The sequence below is a fragment of the Microbacterium sp. zg.B48 genome, assembly GCF_024623505.1.
GTDB lineage: Bacteria > Actinomycetota > Actinomycetes > Actinomycetales > Microbacteriaceae > Microbacterium.
Genome location: NZ_JANJFE010000019.1, coordinates 1 through 18,123 on the forward strand (window position 1 = coordinate 1; position 18,123 = coordinate 18,123).

Consider the following 18,123-nt stretch of genomic DNA (forward strand, 5'->3'; position numbering starts at 1 on the left):
GGGGCGGAGGGGGTGGGGCTACCGGCCGGGGGGCGGCAGGAAGATCCAGGCGATCGCCGCCGAGGCCGCCAGGAACAGCACGATGAACACGACGTCGCGCGCGCGGAACGGGACGAGGTGGCGTTCGGTGCGGTCGGGGTAGGCGCCGAAGGCTCGCGCGTCCATGGCCAGCGCCACGCGCTCGGCATGGCGGATGGCGCCGGCCAGCAGGGGCACGAGGTAGCCGCTCCAGCGCGCGATCCCGGCGAGCGGTCCTCGGCCGCGGTGCGCGCCGCGCACCCGGTGCGCCTGGCGGATGACATCCAGCTCGTGGCCGAACCGCGGCACGAAACGGAATGCGGCCAATGCCGTATACCCGATGCGGTAGGGAACCCGCAGTTGCTGGACGCAGGCACGCACGAGGTCCGGTCCGGTCGTGCTGAGCCCGGCGATCAGGGTCAGGGCGACGATCGCCGCGATGCGCAGCGCGGTGGCCATGCCGATCAGCAGCGCGCCGCCGTACAGCTTCCAGGACCCGAGCTGCCAGAGGACCACGCTGTGATCCACGTGCGCGGGGTCCGTCCACAGCGCGAAGCCGAAGCCGATCGCGACCGCGCCGAGCGGCAGGGCGAGCAGGAGCAGGACGACGAGCCGCGGGGTGAACCTCACCCCGACCAGCAGCAGCGCGTACGAGACCACGAGGAATGCCAACGGGATCGCGGCATCACGTACGAAGACGAGCAGGACCATCGCCGGTACCGGCGCCAGGAGCTTGGCCAGTGGGTTCAGCCGGTACAGGAACCGCACCGGTGCGGCGGTGACGGCATCCGCATACGGGTCGAGCGTCGCGTGCGGCGCCTGCGCCGCGACGAGGGGGCCCGTCGCCGTCACGCGATGCCCCCGGTGTCCACGCCGCCGGGCAGATCGGACAGCCGTGCGATGCCGTTGAGCTCGGGATGCCCGGTCAGGCCTTGCAGCGCGCGCCCGAGCGGCGGGAGCCGCAGTCCCGCGCGGTCGATCAGCTCGGCGTCGGCGAACACCTCGGCGGTGGGGCCGTGCGCGAGCACGCGCCCGCCGGAGAGCACGATCATGCGGTCGGCGTACTCCGCGACCAGTTGCATGTCGTGAGTGACCACGAGGATCGTCGTGCCGTCGCGGTTCAATTCCCGCAAGAGGCCGAGCAGCTCGTCGGCGCGCGCGCGGTCCTGACCGAACGTCGGCTCGTCCAGGGCGAGGACGGGAGCGCCGGCGACGAGCGCCGTGCCGACCGAGAGACGTCGCTTCTGGCCGCCGGAGAGGAGGAACGGGTGCGTCTGCGCCTTCGCGGTCAGACCGAATCGAGCCAGAAGAGCATCGGTGCGCATGCGGACCTCGTCCTCGGGCAGATGGCGCAGGCGCAGGCCGTGGGCGATCTCGTCGAACACGGTGTTCGCGATGAACTGGTGCTCGGGATTCTGGAACACGAAACCCACGCGTGCGGACAGGGTGCGGGCGTCGGCCCGGCCGATGTCGATCCCGTCGACGTGCACGGTCCCGCGCGGGGGCGGGATGACGCCGGCAAGCGCCTGGATGAGGCTGGTCTTTCCGGCGCCGTTCGCCCCGACCACCGCGACGAACTCGCCCGCAGCGATCTCCAGGTCCACCCCGGAGAGCACGTCGCTGCGACCGCGCCGGACAGTCAGCCCGCGGACGGAGATCAGCGGCGCCGCCGGCCCGGTGCGGGTGTTCGACTCCGCATCCTCGGGATGCTCGGATGCCGGAGCCGGCGCGTCGACGCGCGGGTCGGTCGCGCGCGGCTCGACCACGGTCGCGTCACGCTCGGCGACGGTCGCGCGCGGTGCGGGGTCGTCCCCGGCGGGCCGCACCGGCTCCGCCTCCAGGGCGGCGTGCAGCTCTCCCGGAGTCAGCGGCAACGGATCCAGGACGTAGCCCGCGCGACGCAGCCGCAGGGCCGCCAGCGCCGATGTGGGCAGCCACACCCCCATCCCGTGCAGTTCCTCGGCGCGCTCGCGCAGCACGGCATCGATCGTCCCGTCCGCGACGAGTCTTCCCTCCTGGTCGAGCACCACTGCGCGGTCGACGAAGCCGACCACCGCGTCGAGGTTGTGCTCAACGAGGAGGATCGCGTGGTCCCCCGCCGCGATCAGCTCGGCCAGCGCTTCGTAGACCTCTTCGATGCCCCTCGGGTCCAGGTTGGCGGTGGGTTCGTCCAGCACCAGCAGCGGCGATCCCATCGCCAGGGCGCAGGCGATGGCCAGCCGCTGGCGTCCGCCGCCGGAGAGGCGATCGGGGTTGTCCGCCCGGCGCGCCCACAGCCCCACCCGCCGCAGCGCCGCCTCGGTGCGGGCGAGCACGTCGGGCACCGGCATCCGGAGGTTCTCCGGTCCGAACGCGACCTCGTCCAGCACGGTGCCGGTCACCAGCTGCGCGTCGGGGTCCTGGAACACCATGCCGACGTGCGTGCTGAGCTCGGCAACGCTCGTGGCGGATGCCGCCAGACCGGCGACCTCCAGCGTGCCGCGTACGTCCGCGGGGAGGGCGTGCGGGATCAGGCCGTTCAGGGCCAGCGTGAGCGTGGACTTTCCGGAGCCGCTCGGCCCGAGGAGGAGCACGACCTCGCCCGGGGCGATGTCGAAGCTCACCGATGCCGGCGTGGGGGTCTGTTCTCCCACGTGGGTGATGCCGAGATCGCGCACTCTGAGCAGCGGAACGGACGGGTCTGCCCCGGCGGAACGCGCGGGAGCGGTGCTGCCGCCGGGACGTGATGCCTGCGCCGCGGCGGAAGATTCTCGCTCGGTTGCGGTCACGGGTCTTCCCAGGAGAGGTAGCTGAGTGCTTCCTAACTTAGCCGACCCTTACCAGCGCGTGACCGTCAGCGGCGAGTGGAGCGCGAGACGCCGGCGCGTCGCAGCGCCGCCCCGATCGCCAGCCCGACGGCAGTCCACAGGACGGGGCCGAGCAGGAAGAGCGCGATGTAGAGGATCTGCCCCCACAGCACGAACCGCGAGGCATCCGCCGCGAACCAGATCGGCACGGCGATGAGCACACCCACGATGACGGCGGAGAGGAAGAATCGCCAGGACTCCCACCGCCGGTACCGCCCGAGGGCGGCGATGCCCTCCTGCAGCAGGCCGATGAGCAGAGCCGTGCCCACGTAGCGCCCGATCCACAGCGGAACGACCGCACTGGCGACCAGAGCGGCGATCATGTGCGTGATGAGGGCGACCCACGGCCGGCGCAGCAGTTCCTGCGCCACCACGCCCGGCAGGACGTGGATGGCCAGGACCAGGCCGTACAGGATCGGCGCACCGGCGGAGACGAATCCGCTGATCGCACCGGCGCCCGCGGACAGCACGCCGGTGGCCACGCCGATCGCGGCGCAGGTGAGCAGGACGCTCGTCGAGATTCGGGATGCCGGGGTCACACGCTCAGCGTAGTGCGGGCCGCTCCGCTCGCTCACGTCGCCCCTTTCCCCACGCATGCCCTGGGGTTAGGTTGTCCCCAGTTGCAGCGATGCGCCGCAACTGAGCCTCAGTCGAGGGGGTTCGCCATGGTTCGGTGGGCGACGTGCGCAACGGTGTGCGTCGTGGTCGGGACCCTGCTGGCAGGCCCGCCCGCGTTCGGTGCCGCGCCGGTGGACGAACCGATCGCCCCCGTCCGGATCGATTCTCCGACCGGCTCGTACATCGTCGTCCTCGACGAGGCGCCGGTCGCCACCTACGAAGGCGGCGAGCCTGGTCTGGCGGCGACCATGCCCCGCGACGGCGAAAAGCTGGATCCGCACTCGGCCGAGGTGCGCAGGTATGCCGCGTTCCTGGCCGAGAGGCAAGCCGCCGTCGCGAGCGAGGCGGGGGTGCAGGCTGCCGCGACGTACATGATCACGCTGAACGGGTTCAGCGTGATCATGTCACCCGCCCGGGCCGCGCGGGTCGCGGTCACCGAGGGCGTCCTGGCGGTGTACCCAGACGAGATCCTGCGCCCGGACGCGACGACAGCCACCGACGCTCCGCGTCAGCCGGCACCGGACGACGACCCGGACTCGCCCGACCCGGACTCGCCCGACCCGGACTCGCCCGACCCGGACTCGCCCGACGCCGATTCGCCCGACCCCGGCGATGCGGCGGGAGCCGGCGTCGTCGTCGGCGTCATCGACACCGGGATCGCGCCGGAGAATCCCGCGTTCGCGGGCGACCGGCTGCGGAGTGGCAAAGGGGCGGAGCCCCATCTCGTCGGCGACACGGTGGTCTTCGCGAAGGCCGACGGGCGCGAGTTCCGCAGCGAACGCTCCAGCGCCGCGGGATGGACGGACTCCGACTACTCGACCAAGCTGATCGGCGCACGGCATTTCTCCGCCGGTGCGCTCGCCGCCGGATTCTCCTTCGACCACGACACCCTCTCGCCGCGTGACGTGGAGGGTCACGGCTCCCACGTCGCCGGTATCGCCGCCGGCAACGCGGCGGTGCAGGCGTCGGCGGGGGACATCGACCTGGGCGTGCTGTCGGGAATGGCCCCGGCAGCGAAGATCGCCGCCTACAAGGCCTGCTTCACGGGCGGGGATCCGCTGGCGGCAGCCGATGACGTCTGCGTCGGCAGCGATGTGGTCTCGGCCGTCGAGCAGGCGGTCGCCGACGGTGTCGATGTCATCGCCTATGCCGTCGGCGGTCGGGCCGAGCCCGGCCGGGCCGAGGCTGGCCCGGCCGAGGGCGGCCGGGCCGAGGGCGGCTGGGGCGTCGAGGACATCGCCCTCTACAACGCGGCGGTCGCCGGCGTCTTCGTCGCGGCCAGCGCGGGCAACGCCGGCCCGGGCGCAGCCACCACCGCGGGGCGCGGTGCGCCGTGGTACACCACGGTCGCGGCATCCACCACCTCGACGTTCGAGGCGACCGTGCAGCTGTCCACCGGGTTCCAGGCCCTCGGCGTGTCGATGTCCCTGCCTGCCGGTGCGGAGGTCACCGGCCTTGTCCGGTACGCGGGCGATGCCGCGCTCGCGAACGCGGCCGACGCGAACCTCTGCTATCCGGGGACGCTGGACCCGGCCGTGGTGTCCGGGGCGATCGTGATCTGCGACCGGGGCACGAACCCGCGGACGGAGAAGTCGCAGGAGGTGGCCGATGCCGGGGGCATCGGAATGATCCTCGCCAACGTGACGCCGGACTCGCTGGACAGCGAGCCGCACGCGGTGCCGACCGTGCACATCGACGCCGGCGACCGTGCCGCGCTGCGGCAGGAGCTCGCAGGCGGCACCGACATCACCGCGACGCTGATCGGCGCGAACGCGACGCAGATCGATGCCGGGACGCCGCAGATCGCGGGGTTCTCCAGCCGGGGGCCGTCGGCCACGGACCACGACGTGCTCACCCCGGATGCCGCGGCGCCCGGCGCGGGAATCCTGGGGGCGGCCGCCGACAGTGCCAACGGGGACCCCACGTGGAGCATCGCATCCGGCACCTCGATGGCGGCGGGGTACACGGCGGGGGCGGCGGCCCGGTATCTGGGCGCCTTTCCCCGCGCCACTCCCGATGAGATCAAGTCCGCGATCATGACCTCCGCCGGCGACACCGCGCATGCGGACGGATCCGCGCACACTGACCCGTTCGCGCAGGGCGCGGGGCAGGTCGACGCCATCGGTCTGCTCGATCCCGCGCTGCTCTACCGGAGTGGACCTGCCCAGTGGGCGGGCTACCTGAAGGGGCGGGGTCTGGTCCGCTCCGACCTGCCCGCGCGGGCGGGCCGGGACATCAACCTGCCGTCGATCACCCTCGGCGGCCTGGCCGGCGAGCAGACGGTCACCCGCGCACTGACCGCCACGCGTCCAGGCACCTACCGGGCCGCGGCGAGCATCCCGGGCGTCGACGTCACGGTGCAGCCTGCGGCGCTGAGCTTCGCGCGGGCGGGCGAGACGAAGGAGTTCGCCGTCACCATCGCCAATGTGCTCGCCCCCGCCGAGGTGTGGGCGACCGGGTTCCTGACGTGGAGCGGCGAGGACGGCACCTCGGTGCGCTCGCCGCTGGCCGTCCGACCGGCAGCCGTGGATGCCGAGCCCGTCGTCTCGGCGGAGGGCATCGCCGGGAGCATCGAGGTGACCGTGCAAGCGCAGGCCGACGGCGTGATCCCCCTCGACGTGGTCGGCCTCGCGCCGGTGGAGCTGCTCACGGACGGATCGGTCCCCGGTCATTCCGGGGACCAGGACTCCGGTGACGAGAACGGGAACGCGGGGTGGGTCGTCCAGGTGCCGGAGGGGTCGTCGCTCGCGCGCTTCGCGCTCCGCGGATCGGATGACAGCGACCTGCACCTGAGCGTGTACCGGCTCGTCGGCCCCGCCGACGCGCGCTATCACGAGCGCTGGACGCCGGCCGTGGGGGCAGCGGACGAGGTCACGCTCCCCCACCCGGCCGCCGGCTCCTACCTGGTCGTGGCGAACGTGCGCGAGGCTGCAGGGGCGATGACGTGGGACCTGACCGCGGCGGTCGTCCGCCCGGATGGCGCGCGCTCGCTGACCGCTGCGCAGGACGAGCTGTCCGGCTGGGCCGCTCGCACCGCCCGCTACGCACTGTCCTGGCAGGGGCTGCTCCCCGGCACCCGGTATCTCGGAGCCGTGACCTACGGCGACACCGATGCGCAGACCGTGGTCGAGATCGACGCAGGAATGCCCCCGCCGCAGACGCGCACGGCGCCCGCGATCGTGGGCAATCCCCGCGTCGGGGATACGCTCACCGTGTCGCCGGGCGCGTGGGAACCGGACGCGGTCGATCTCGCCCACCGGTGGCTGCGCAACGGGCAGCCGATCCCCGACGCGGACGGCGCCCGGTACCGGGTCACCGCGGCCGATGTCGGCGCCGCGCTGTCCGTCCAGGAGACCGCCTCCCGGCCCAGCAACGTCAATGCCGGCACGGCCGTGAGCGACGAGGTGATCGTGAAGGCCGGCTCCTCGGTCGAGGTCACCATGCGCCCGTACCGCGGCACGACCGCGGAAGGGTACGCCGTGACCGTGGACGTGACGACCGCGCTCGGCGCGCGGGCGGAGGGCTCCATGGTCGTCCGGGTCGATGCGACCGAGTACACCGGCACGCTCGCCGAGGGCCGCGTCACCTTCACCCTTCCGGCGCAGCGCACCGGCATCCACGTCGTCGTGGCCGAATACGCCGGCAATGCTCAGGTGGAGGGGGCGACCGGCGTCTCCGGGTTCGTCGTGGTGCGCTGAGCGGGGGACACCCGGAGGGCGCCCCGCCGCATCACTGCGCTGCGCCGCGCGCTTCCGGCCAGTCCACCTGCAGCCCCGGGACGTCGTTGCCTCGCAGGTAGCGCATCACGAAGGGGCAGCGCGGAACGACCGTCTCGCCGCGACCGGCGACATCGGTCATCGCCTCTCCGACCAGCAATCCCCCGAGCCCCCGCCCCTCCAGGGAGGGATCGACCTCGGTGTGCAGGAACTCCATCCGGCCGCGGGAATCGGGCGCGAACTCCGCGAATCCTCCGAGCACGTCGCCGAGCCAGATCTCGTACCGGCTGTCCTGGTCATTGCGCTGGACGCGCGGCTCCGCATCCGCGGTGGGGGTCGTCTCGGCGCCAGTGGCGGGATTCGTGGTCATGTCCGTCCCTTCGTCCTGCATCGGTGTGTCCGTGGGTGCAACGCACGGCTCGGCAGGGCATTCCGGCGGATCGCACGCCGCGGCCTGTCAGACTCGAGGGATGCCGGCTTCCCTGCGCGACAGCATCCCGGTCGGGGCCGACCCCGACGCGGTGTACGAGGCGTTCGTCGGATGGGCCGCCGCCCAGGGGCTGGCGCTGTACCCGGCGCAGGACGAGGCGGCGATCGAGATCGTCTCCGGGGCCAACGTCATCCTGTCCACGCCGACCGGCACCGGCAAGTCCCTCGTCGCGGTGGCCGCCCACGCCGCCTGCCTGGCACGCGGCGGGCGCACCTACTACACCGCGCCGATCAAGGCGCTCGTCAGTGAGAAGTTCTTCGCGCTGGTGGACATCTTCGGTGCCGAGAGCGTCGGCATGGTCACCGGGGACTCGTCGGTCAACGCCGACGCGCCCATCATCTGCTGCACGGCCGAGATCCTCGCGAACCTCGCGCTGCGCCAGGGCGCGGACGCGAACGTCGACCAGGTCGTGATGGACGAGTTCCACTACTACGGCGACCCGGACCGCGGCTGGGCGTGGCAGGTGCCCCTGCTGCTGCTTCCGCGCGCGCAGTTCGTGTTGATGTCGGCGACCCTGGGCGATGTGACCGGCATCGCCGACGACCTGACCCGACGCACGCGTCGCGAGACCGCCGTCATCACCGGCGTCGAGCGGCCGGTGCCGCTGCACTTCTCCTACGCGCGGACCCCCGTGCACGAGACGGTGGAGGAACTGCTCGAGACCGGCCAGGCTCCGATCTACATCGTCCACTTCTCGCAGGCCGCGGCGATGGAGCGCGCCCAGGCGCTCTCCAGCGTGCGCATCGTCAGCCGCGAGCAGCGGGACGCCATCGCGGAGGCGATCGGCGGCTTCCGCTTCACGACCGCCTTCGGACGCACGCTGTCCCGCTACGTCCGGGCGGGCATCGGGGTCCATCACGCGGGCATGCTGCCGCGTTACCGGCGACTGGTCGAGACGCTCGCGCAACGCGGGCTGCTGCGCGTCATCTGCGGCACCGACACCCTCGGCGTCGGCATCAACGTGCCGATCCGCACGGTGCTGATCACCGCGCTCGCGAAGTTCGACGGGCAGCGGATGCGGCAGCTCAGCGCCCGCGAGTTCCATCAGATCGCCGGCCGGGCCGGTCGCGCCGGATACGACACGGCCGGGACGGTCGTGGTGATGGCACCCGAGCACGAGATCGAGAACTCCACCGCGGTCGCCAAAGCGGGGGATGACCCGAAGAAGGTCCGCAAGATCGTGCGCAAGAAGGCGCCGCAGGGATTCGTGAACTGGGGCGAGGCCTCGTTCGAGAGACTCGTCGCCGCGGAGCCGGAGCCGCTGGAGCCGCACCTTCAGCTCACCGCCGCCATGCTCATCAACGTGATCGCGCGCGGCGGCGACGTGTTCGCCAACGTGCGCTCCCTGGTGTTCGACAATCACGAGCCCCGGGTGCGCAAGTACGAACTGGCGCGCCGCGCGCTGGGGATCTTCCGCACCCTGGTCGCCGCGCAGGTGGTCGTCGCCGACCCGGACGGCCGCATCCGACTCACCGTCGACCTGCAGCCGAACTTCGCACTCAACCAGCCGCTGTCCCCGTTCGCGCTCGCCGCCATCGGGCTGCTGGATCCGGGGGACGCGCCGGATGCCGCCGGCACCGGGCACTATGCGCTCGACGTGGTCAGCGTCATCGAGGCCACTCTGGATGACCCGCGGCCCGTCCTCTCGCAGCAGCAGTTCCTGGCGCGCGGCGAGGCGGTTGCGGCGATGAAGCGCGAGGGGATCGAGTACGACGAGCGGATGGAGCTGCTCGAGGAGATCACATATCCGAAGCCGCTCGAAGCGCTGCTCGCGCAGGCGTTCGAGGTGTTCGCCTCGAGCCAGCCCTGGGTGCGCGATTTCGAGCTGTCGCCCAAGTCGGTCGTGCGGGACATGTTCGAACGGGCACTGTCGTTCGCGGAGCTGATCCAGGTGTACTCGCTCGCCCGCAGCGAAGGGCTCGTGCTGCGCTACCTCAGCGATGCGTACCGGGCGATCCGCCAGACTGTTCCGACCGATGCGCAGACGCCGGAGCTGCTGGACATCATCGCGTGGCTCGGTGAGCTGGTCCGCCAGGTCGACTCGAGCCTGGTGGACGAGTGGGAGAGCCTGATCAACCCGGTGATGACCGACCCGACCGCGCCGGTCGTGCCGCCCGCCCCGCCGTCGGTGCTGACGAACCGCCGGGCGTTCCTCGTGCTGGTGCGCAACGAGCTGTTCCGCCGGGTGCGCCTGGCCGCCCTGCAGCGCGACGACGAGCTGGCCGAGCTGGATCCGGACGTGGACTGGTCGGCGGCCCTGGACGCGTACTTCGACGAGCACGACGAGATCCTCACCGGTGGAGCGGCGCGCGCGCCGCGACTGGTCACCGTCGATGAGACGGATGCCGCGGCATCCGGCGTCTGGAAGGTGGAGCAGACGATCGATGACCCGGCCGGGGACCACGACTGGCGCATCCGCGGCGAGGTGGACCTGGCCGCGTCCGAGGAACAGGGCGCCGCGGTCGTGCGCATCACCGAGGTGCTGCGCCTCTGACCGCGATCCCTCTGCCCGCGCCTCTGCCGGCGGAGGAGGTCGGGGCTGTCAGCTGCCCGGGCTACCCTTGAGCCGATGAGCACTCCGTCCGCCGACCCGTATGCCGATGCGGTGTGGGCGACCGACGACGAGGCGCCTCCCGAGGACTTCCCTGCCCCCGACGATTCCTGGGCCCCGCCCGCGGAGGACTCCTGGGCCCCGCCGCCGGACGACCGCCGGCTGTCCGGTGGGCGGGCCGGGGCATCCGCGCCGCCGTTGGTGCCCGCCGCCGCTCCGGCCCGCTACGCCACCGCGGCCGAAGCGCTGCACACGGTCTTCGGCTACGAGGCTTTCCGCGGCAATCAGGCTGCCGCGATCGACCAGATCGTGCAGGGTGGGGATGCTGTCGTCCTCATGCCCACGGGTGGCGGCAAGAGCCTGATCTACCAGATCCCCGCTCTCGTGCGGCCCGGCACCGGGCTCGTGGTGAGCCCGCTCATCGCCCTCATGCACGACCAGGTGGACGCGCTGGTCGCCAACGGCGTGCGCGCCGCGTACCTGAACAGCACCCAGGCGGCGCCGCAGCGCGCGGCGGTCGAGCGGGCCTACCTCGCCGGCGAGCTGGACCTGATCTACGTCGCCCCCGAGCGGCTCTCCAACGCATCGACCCGGTCGCTGCTGCAGCGCGGCACGCTCAGCGTCATCGCGATCGACGAGGCGCACTGCGTGTCGCAGTGGGGGCACGATTTCCGCCCGGACTACCTCACGCTCGGCGACCTCGGGGACCAGTTCCCCGGCGTGCCCCGCGTCGCGCTGACGGCGACCGCGACCGACGCGACACACCGCGAGATCACCCAGCGACTGCGCCTGAACGACGCGCAGCACTTCGTGGCGAGCTTCGACCGGCCCAACATCCAGTACCGCATCGACCCCAAGGTCGAGCCGCGCAAGCAGCTGCTGGCCTTCATCCGCTCCCAGCCGGAGCGCTCCGCCGGCATCGTGTACGCCCTGAGCCGCAAGAGCGTGGACCAGACCGCCGAGTACCTGCGCACGCAGGGCATCGACGCGCTGGCGTACCACGCGGGGCTGGACTCGTCGATCCGTGCCGCCCACCAGTCGCGGTTCCTGCGCGAGGACGGCGTCGTGATGGTCGCCACGATCGCCTTCGGCATGGGCATCGACAAGCCCGACGTGCGCTTCGTCGCGCACATCGATCTGCCCAAATCCGTCGAGGGCTACTACCAGGAGACCGGTCGCGCCGGTCGCGACGGCGAGCCCGCGGTCGCCTGGATGGCGTACGGCCTGGGCGACGTGGTCCAGCAGCGGCGGATGATCGACCAGTCGCCGGGGGAGCGCTCGTACAAGATGCGCCTCGGGCAGCACCTGGATGCGATGCTCGCGCTGTGCGAGACGGTGGGATGCCGTCGGCAGAACCTTCTGGGCTACTTCGGCGAGGCATCCGGGGCCTGCGGCAACTGCGACACCTGCCTGGAGGCACCAGACACGTGGGACGGGCTCGTGCCCGCGCAGAAGCTGCTGTCCACGATCGTGCGACTGCAGCGCGAACGCGGCCAGGCCTTCGGTGCGGGGCACCTCGTGGACATCCTGCGGGGGGCCGCGACCGACCGCATCCGCCAGCAGGGCCACGACGCGCTCTCCACCTACGGGCTCGGCGCCGATCTCACCGATCAGGACTGGCGCAGCGTGATCCGCCAGCTTCTGGCCGGCGGCATCCTCGTCCCGAAGGGCGAGTACGGCACCCTCGCGCTGGGCGAACCGGCCGGGTCGGTGCTGCGTGGGGAGACCCCGGTGCCGCTGCGCCGCGATGTGCTCGGCCGCACCGGCGGCGGTGCGCCGCGGGCGCGCAAGGCCGCGGCCGCGGACGCGCTGGAGGCCGGGGACCGACCGCTGTTCGAGTCGCTGCGCGAGTGGCGGGCCGGGGTCGCGAAGGAACAGGGGATGCCGGCATACACCGTCTTCGGCGACGCCACGCTGCGTGCCCTGGCCGAGCAGCGTCCGGCCACACTCTCGGATCTGGATGGCATCACCGGCATCGGCGCGAAGAAGCGCGAGGCATACGGCAGCGCGGTCCTCGCGGTGATCGCGGGCGTCGCACCGTAGGCTGACCGCGAGGACCGACGAAGGTCCGCGGTCTCGGGCCGGCACGGCCCCTGGGGGAGGTTCGACGATGAGCCTGAGCAACATCGACATCGCGCAAGCGGCGCGCATGATTCCGATCGGTGAGGTCGCCGCGCGGCTGGGCATCCCGGATGAGAGTCTGGAGCCCTACGGCCGCTACAAGGCCAAGGTGGCGCTGGAGTATCTCGCCGCGATCCGCGAGCGCCCGCAGGGCAAGCTCGTGCTGGTCACCGCGGTCTCGCCCACGCCCGCAGGCGAAGGCAAGACGACCACGACCGTCGGACTGGGCGACGCGCTGACCCGGATCGGCGAGCGCGCCATGATCTGCCTGCGCGAGCCCGCGCTCGGGCCGGTCTTCGGCATGAAAGGCGGTGCGGCGGGCGGCGGATACGCCCAGGTGGTGCCGATGGAGGACATCAATCTGCACTTCACCGGCGACTTCTCCGCGATCGCGGTGGCGACCAACCTGCTGGCGGCGATGATCGACAACCACATCCACCACGGCAACGCCCTGGACATCGACGTGCGCCGGGTCACCTGGCGGCGTGTCCTGGACATCAGCGACCGCGCGCTGCGCGACGTGGTCATCGGACTGGGCGGGCCGGGCAACGGCTACCCCCGCGAGTCCGGCTTCGACATCGTCGTGGCCTCCGAGGTGATGGCGATCTTCTGCCTCGCGACCGACCTGCGAGACCTCCGCGAACGACTCGGGGACATCGTGGTCGGCTACACGCGCGATCGTCGAGCGGTGCATGCCCGCGAACTGGGCGCGCACGGCGCGATGACCGCGGTGCTGCGCGACGCGCTCGCCCCCAATCTGGTCCAGACCCTGGAGAACACCCCCGCCTTCGTCCACGGTGGCCCGTTCGCCAACATCGCGCACGGCTGCAACTCGTACCTGGCGACCAGCTCTGCCCTGCATCTGGCCGACTACGTGGTCACCGAGGCGGGGTTCGGCGCGGACCTCGGGGCCGAGAAGTTCGTCGACATCCTGTGCCGCACGAGCGGGCTGCGCCCGGCAGCGGCCGTGATCGTCGCGACTGTCAGGGCGATGAAGTTCCACGGCGGGGTGGAGGTCGCAGATCTGGCGACCGAGGACGTCGCGGCGCTCGAGCGGGGCACCGTGAACCTCGCCCGGCACCTGCAGACCGTCCGGGAGACGTTCGGTCTGCCCGCCGTGGTGGCCATCAATCATCGCGCCGAGGACACGAATGCCGAGGTCGATGCGCTGGTGGCGGCCGTCGAACGGCTGGGGGCGGTGGCCGTCGTGGCCACGCACTTCGCCGAGGGCGGCGCGGGCGCCGAACAGCTGGCCCGGGAGGTCGTCCGCCTGTGCGCCGAACCGTCGGAGCTGGGTTTCACCTACCCCGACGACGCGTCGCTGTGGGAGAAGATGCAGGCCATCGCCACGCGGATCTACGGAGCCTCGGAGATCACCGCCAGCACCGCGGTGCGGGCGCAGATCCGGCGCCTCGAAGAGGACGGGTACGGCCGGTACCCGGTGTGCGTCGCCAAGACGCAGTACTCGTTCTCCACCGACGCGAAGCTGCGCGGCGCGCCCACCGGGCACGCGGTCGACGTGCGCGAGGTGCGGCTGGCGGCGGGCGCACGCTTCGTGGTGATGGTCTGCGGAGACATCATGACGATGCCGGGGCTGCCGACGGTCCCCGCCGCGATGACCATCGACGTCGATGAGGACGGACGGATCGTCGGACTGTTCTGACGCGGTGATACCGGCGGGACCCGCACCCGCCGCGTCGGACCCGGTGCGCCGCCGCTGTCGGGAGGGCACAATGACCCGGGTCGGCCACCGCCCCCGGGCTTGTGCAGATGGTCCAACGGAGTTTGCTGCGACTTGGAGGAGTCCTACGGTCGGGACGACTCCCGATCACACCGAAAGGTGACGCAATGGCCGACGCCGCCGTCCGTTCCCGCAAGCCCGCCACGAACATGCGCACCCCCGCGGGCGGGGCGCCCACCGCCGCGCACACGGCAGCCGAGGCATCCGAGGCCCGCATCGATGTCGCTCAGGTGACCGACATGCTCCTGGGTACGTGGGCTGAGACCCGCCGTGAGGCACGCGAGATGATCAAGGACCCGGCGTTCTGGCGCGTGGACGGGCTCACGATGGCCGAGCACCGCGAGCGGGTGCTGAGCCAGATGCACCTGCTCGTCGAGCACAAGGGCGTCCACCGCGCCTTCCCGAAGGAGTACGGCGGCGCGGAGAACAACGGCGCGAACATCGCCGGCTTCGCGGAACTGGTCGCGGCCGACCCCAGCCTGCAGATCAAGTCCGGCGTCCAGTGGGGGCTGTTCGGCTCGGCCGTGCTCCAGCTGGGCACCAAGGAGCATCACGACAAGTGGCTGCCGGGCATCATGAACATGGACATCCCCGGCGCGTTCGCGATGACCGAGACCGGTCACGGCTCGGATGTCGCATCCGTCGGCACCACCGCCACCTACGACCCGGACTCCGAGGAGTTCGTGCTCCACACCCCGTTCCGGGGCGCGTGGAAGGACTACCTCGGCAACGCGGCCCTGCACGGCGTGGCGGCCACCGTCTTCGCGCAGCTGATCACCGGCGGCGTCAATCACGGCGTGCACTGCTTCTACGTTCCGCTCCGCGACGAGAACGGCGACTTCCTGCCGGGGATCGGCGGCGAGGACGACGGGCTGAAGGGCGGGCTGAACGGGATCGACAACGGACGCCTGCACTTCGACCAGGTCCGCGTGCCCCGCACCAACCTGCTGAACAAGTACGGCGACGTGGCAGCCGACGGCACGTACACGAGCCACATCTCCAGCCCCGGTCGCCGGTTCTTCACGATGCTCGGAACCCTGGTGCAGGGTCGGGTGTCGCTGGACGGTTCGGCGGCGTGGGCCTCGGCGATCGCGCTGGACATCGCGGTCACCTACGCCAATCAGCGCCGGCAGTTCGATTCCGGAACCGGCACCGACGAGGTCGTCCTCCTGGACTACGGCAAGCACCAGCGCCGCCTGCTGCCCCGCCTGGCGACGACGTACGCGTCGATCTTCGTGCACGACGAGTTCCTGCAGAAGTTCGACTCGGTCATGGGCGGAGCGACCGACACGGACGCCGATCGCCAGGACCTCGAGACCCTGGCGGCGGCCTTGAAGCCGCTGTCAACCTGGCACGCCCTGGACACGCTGCAGGAGGCCCGCGAGGCGTGCGGCGGCGCCGGGTACCTGTTCGAGAACCGGCTCACCGGCCTGCGCGCCGACCTGGACATCTACGCCACGTTCGAGGGCGACAACAACGTGCTGCTGCAACTGGTGGGCAAGCGGCTGCTGAGCGACTTCGGCAAGCAGTTCAAGGGCAAGGACGCCAAGGCGCTCGCCGCGTATGCGGTCGGCCAGACCGCCGGCAAGCTGTTCCACGGCGCCGGTCTGCGCCAGCTGGGCCAGACCGTGAGCGACTTCGGCTCCACCGCGCGCTCCATCGAGCACGGCCTGCGCGCCGATCAGCAGCACGAGCTGCTGGCCGGTCGTGTCCAGCGCATGGTCACGGATGTCGCGACGCGCCTGCGTCCGGCATCCAGCCTGCCCCCGGCCGAAGCGGCCGCGCTGTTCAACGCGAACCAGTCCGAGCTGATCGAGGCCGCCCGCGCCCATGCCGAGCTGCTGCAGTGGGAGGCGTTCACGGATGCTGTGGACCGGGTCGACGATGAGGGCACGCGGCGGGTCCTGGTGTGGCTGCGGGACCTGTTCGGGCTCGGACTGATCGAGAAGCACCTGGCGTGGTACCTGATCAACGGGCGCCTGTCCTCGCAGCGTGCCGGTGCGGTGGCGCAGTACATCGACCGACTGTGCCTGCGGCTGCGTCCGCACGCGCAGGACCTGGTCGACGCGTTCGGATACGAGCCCGAGCACCTGCGCGCCCCGATCGCATCGGGTGCCGAGCAGGACCGCCAGGACGAGGCACGGGCGTACTACCGCGACCTCGCCGCGTCCGGCCGAGCCCCGATCTCGGAGAAGCTCGCGAACAAGAAGTAGCCGCACGCACCGTGCCGGTGACGGCGGCCTATCCTGACGGGATGAGCAGCGGCATCCCGAGCCCGGACATCCGGATCGGCCAGGACGGCGTGTCCCGCTGCGCCTGGGCCGGGGACGACGGCGAATACCGCCGGTACCACGACCAGGAGTGGGGCGTTCCGCTGCACGGCGACCGAGCGCTCTTCGAGAAGATGAGTCTGGAGGGCTTCCAGGCGGGCCTGTCGTGGATCACGATCCTGCGCAAGCGCCCCCGCTTCCGCGATGTGTTCGCCGGATTCGAGCCGGCGGCCGTCGCGGCGTTCGACGACGCCGACATCGCGCGGCTCATGGCAGACCCGGGCATCATCCGGAATCGAGCGAAGATCGAAGCGACGATCGCCAACGCCCGTCTCGTGCGGGAGATGAGCGGCGGTGAGCTGGATGCGCTGCTGTGGTCGTTCGCGCCCCCGCCCGGTCGTGCCCGGCCCCGGGCCTTCGCCGAGGTGCCGGCGGTCACGCCGGAGTCGACCGCGATGAGCAAGGCGCTGCGCGCGCGCGGCTTCCGGTTCGTCGGGCCCACGACGATGTACGCGCTGATGCAATCGGCGGGGATGGTCGATGACCACGTGGAGGGCTGCTGGCGCGCGACCTGAGCGGATCGCGGTGCATGCGCTGGAATAGGCGTCGATTGATGCCGGTTCTCCACAGCGGAGGCTGACGTGGACTACGGACACCCGCTCGAGTTCGGAGCGTTCATCACCCCGGCGGCGGCGAACCCCGAGACGCCGGTGGCCTTGGCCCGGGTCGCCGAATCCGCGGGACTGGATCTTGCGACGTTCCAGGACCACCCGTATCAGCCGGCATTCCTGGACACCTGGACGCTGCTGACGTTCGTGGCCGCGCGGACTGAGCGCATCCGGATCGCGCCGAACGTCCTGAACGTCCCGCTGCGGCTCCCGGCCGTCATCGCGCGCTCCGCGGCGAGCCTCGATCTCCTCTCGGCCGGCCGTTTCGATCTGGCGCTCGGTGCCGGCGGCTTCTGGGACGCGATCGTCGCCATGGGTGGCACGCGGCTCACCCCGGGGCAGGCAGTGACCGCTCTGGAGGAGGCGATCGACGTCATCCGGCTGCTCTGGGACACCGACCAGAAGCGGGGCGCCTTCTCGGACGGCCGGTATCACCGGGTCACCGGGGCCAAGCGCGGTCCGCGCCCCGCACACGACATCCCCATCTGGATCGGCGCGTACAAGCGGAGGATGCTGGCGCTGACGGGCCGGAAGGGGGACGGATGGGTTCCCTCCCTCGGGTATCTCAAGCCCGGCGGCCTCGGCCGCGGCAATGCGGCGATCGATGCGGCCGCAGAATCCGCGGGCCGCGACCCGCGGGCGATCCGGCGGCTGCTGAACGTCGGAACCGGACCCGCCGAGCCCGCCGCGTGGGCCGAGCAGCTCGCCGGCCTGGCGCTGGAGGACGGCATCGGCACCTTCATCGCCGCCGGGGACGATCCCCGCACGCTCCAGGTGCTCGGGCACGACGTCGCCCCCCTCGTCCGCGAGCTCGTGGCCCGCGAGCGCGCGGCGCGCGGCATCGCCGAAGCCCCGGCGCTGCCCGCGGCACACGACGGGCCGGCGATGTCTGCCTGACACCGCACGCGCAACGGTCGCTGCGCACGATTGATCCGCTGACCGGGGGTCTTGTCAAATCGGGTGATCGGCTGGCACACTGTCGCCGACAGCACGGACGCGTCGTACTCCGTCCTGCTTGACGCCTGGGGGGGCCATGGGGAATCTCTCGGGAGCACGGTCGTCGTGCTCCCGCCGCTCCGGGACG

11 protein-coding genes are annotated in these 18,123 nt (G+C 71.7%); 7 read left to right on the forward strand and 4 right to left on the reverse strand.

The genetic code is table 11. The features are described 5' to 3' along the window. Window positions 1-18: 18 nt before the first annotated feature. From NQ152_RS15375 to NQ152_RS15385, 3 genes are all read right to left on the reverse strand, one after another. Window positions 19-870, reverse strand: a complete 852-nt coding sequence (locus NQ152_RS15375; RefSeq protein ID WP_374113602.1) for an energy-coupling factor transporter transmembrane component T — start codon at window positions 868-870, stop codon at window positions 19-21. Next, on the reverse strand, window positions 867-2,684 hold the full coding sequence (locus NQ152_RS15380) for an energy-coupling factor transporter ATPase (protein ID WP_306816048.1): 1,818 nt from the start codon (window positions 2,682-2,684) through the stop codon (window positions 867-869). Before NQ152_RS15380 ends, NQ152_RS15375 begins: the two co-directional genes overlap by 4 nt. Before the next feature lie 167 nt (window positions 2,685-2,851). Further along, the gene (locus tag NQ152_RS15385) at window positions 2,852-3,403 is read right to left on the reverse strand and encodes an ECF transporter S component (RefSeq protein ID WP_257524613.1); all 552 of its coding nucleotides are present in this window, start codon (window positions 3,401-3,403) and stop codon (window positions 2,852-2,854) included. Window positions 3,404-3,529: 126 nt separating this feature from the next. On the opposite strand from NQ152_RS15385, the gene NQ152_RS15390 reads away from it, so the two are divergent. Beyond that, the gene (locus NQ152_RS15390; RefSeq protein ID WP_257524614.1) at window positions 3,530-7,180 is read left to right on the forward strand and encodes a S8 family serine peptidase; all 3,651 of its coding nucleotides are present in this window, start codon (window positions 3,530-3,532) and stop codon (window positions 7,178-7,180) included. A gap of 31 nt (window positions 7,181-7,211) precedes the next feature. Here NQ152_RS15390 and NQ152_RS15395 read toward each other — a convergent pair whose 3' ends face one another. Then, window positions 7,212-7,568 (reverse strand): GNAT family N-acetyltransferase, encoded by a 357-nt coding sequence (locus NQ152_RS15395; RefSeq protein ID WP_257500845.1) that lies wholly within the window; start codon window positions 7,566-7,568, stop codon window positions 7,212-7,214. A 100-nt stretch (window positions 7,569-7,668) separates the two neighbouring features. Here NQ152_RS15395 and NQ152_RS15400 point away from each other — a divergent pair, with 100 nt between their 5' ends. The 6 genes from NQ152_RS15400 to NQ152_RS15425 all read left to right on the forward strand — a co-directional run bounded on the left by NQ152_RS15400 (window position 7,669) and on the right by NQ152_RS15425 (window position 17,936). Further along, entirely contained in the window at window positions 7,669-10,182 is a 2,514-nt protein-coding gene (locus NQ152_RS15400; protein WP_257524615.1) for an RNA helicase, read from the forward strand. Window positions 10,183-10,257: 75 nt separating this feature from the next. Then, window positions 10,258-12,282: a DNA helicase RecQ gene (gene recQ, locus NQ152_RS15405; RefSeq protein WP_257524616.1), complete on the forward strand. Its 2,025-nt coding sequence runs from the start codon at window positions 10,258-10,260 to the stop codon at window positions 12,280-12,282. A gap of 67 nt (window positions 12,283-12,349) precedes the next feature. Beyond that, window positions 12,350-14,023 carry a formate--tetrahydrofolate ligase gene (locus tag NQ152_RS15410; RefSeq protein ID WP_257524617.1) on the forward strand — a complete coding sequence of 558 codons (1,674 nt, stop codon included), beginning with the start codon at window positions 12,350-12,352 and terminating at the stop codon, window positions 14,021-14,023. Window positions 14,024-14,208: 185 nt separating this feature from the next. Continuing rightward, the gene (locus tag NQ152_RS15415) at window positions 14,209-16,314 is read left to right on the forward strand and encodes an acyl-CoA dehydrogenase (protein WP_257500837.1); all 2,106 of its coding nucleotides are present in this window, start codon (window positions 14,209-14,211) and stop codon (window positions 16,312-16,314) included. Window positions 16,315-16,355: 41 nt separating this feature from the next. Beyond that, window positions 16,356-16,946: a DNA-3-methyladenine glycosylase I gene (locus tag NQ152_RS15420; RefSeq protein ID WP_257500836.1), complete on the forward strand. Its 591-nt coding sequence runs from the start codon at window positions 16,356-16,358 to the stop codon at window positions 16,944-16,946. Between the two features lie 66 nt (window positions 16,947-17,012). Beyond that, window positions 17,013-17,936 carry an LLM class flavin-dependent oxidoreductase gene (locus NQ152_RS15425; protein WP_308209164.1) on the forward strand — a complete coding sequence of 308 codons (924 nt, stop codon included), beginning with the start codon at window positions 17,013-17,015 and terminating at the stop codon, window positions 17,934-17,936. The last annotated feature ends 187 nt before the right edge of the window (window positions 17,937-18,123 follow it).

Bases quoted from the DNA above. Each gene is read 5' to 3' on its own strand.
- NQ152_RS15415 (WP_257500837.1), top strand. From the start codon at position 14,209: ATGGCCGACGCCGCCGTCCGTTCCCGCAAGCCCGCCACGAACATGCGC.
- NQ152_RS15400 (WP_257524615.1), top strand. From the start codon at position 7,669: ATGCCGGCTTCCCTGCGCGACAGCATCCCGGTCGGGGCCGACCCCGAC.
- NQ152_RS15420 (WP_257500836.1), top strand. From the start codon at position 16,356: ATGAGCAGCGGCATCCCGAGCCCGGACATCCGGATCGGCCAGGACGGC.
- recQ (WP_257524616.1), top strand. From the start codon at position 10,258: ATGAGCACTCCGTCCGCCGACCCGTATGCCGATGCGGTGTGGGCGACC.
- NQ152_RS15390 (WP_257524614.1), top strand. From the start codon at position 3,530: ATGGTTCGGTGGGCGACGTGCGCAACGGTGTGCGTCGTGGTCGGGACC.
- NQ152_RS15395 (WP_257500845.1), bottom strand. From the start codon at position 7,568: ATGACCACGAATCCCGCCACTGGCGCCGAGACGACCCCCACCGCGGAT.
- NQ152_RS15410 (WP_257524617.1), top strand. From the start codon at position 12,350: ATGAGCCTGAGCAACATCGACATCGCGCAAGCGGCGCGCATGATTCCG.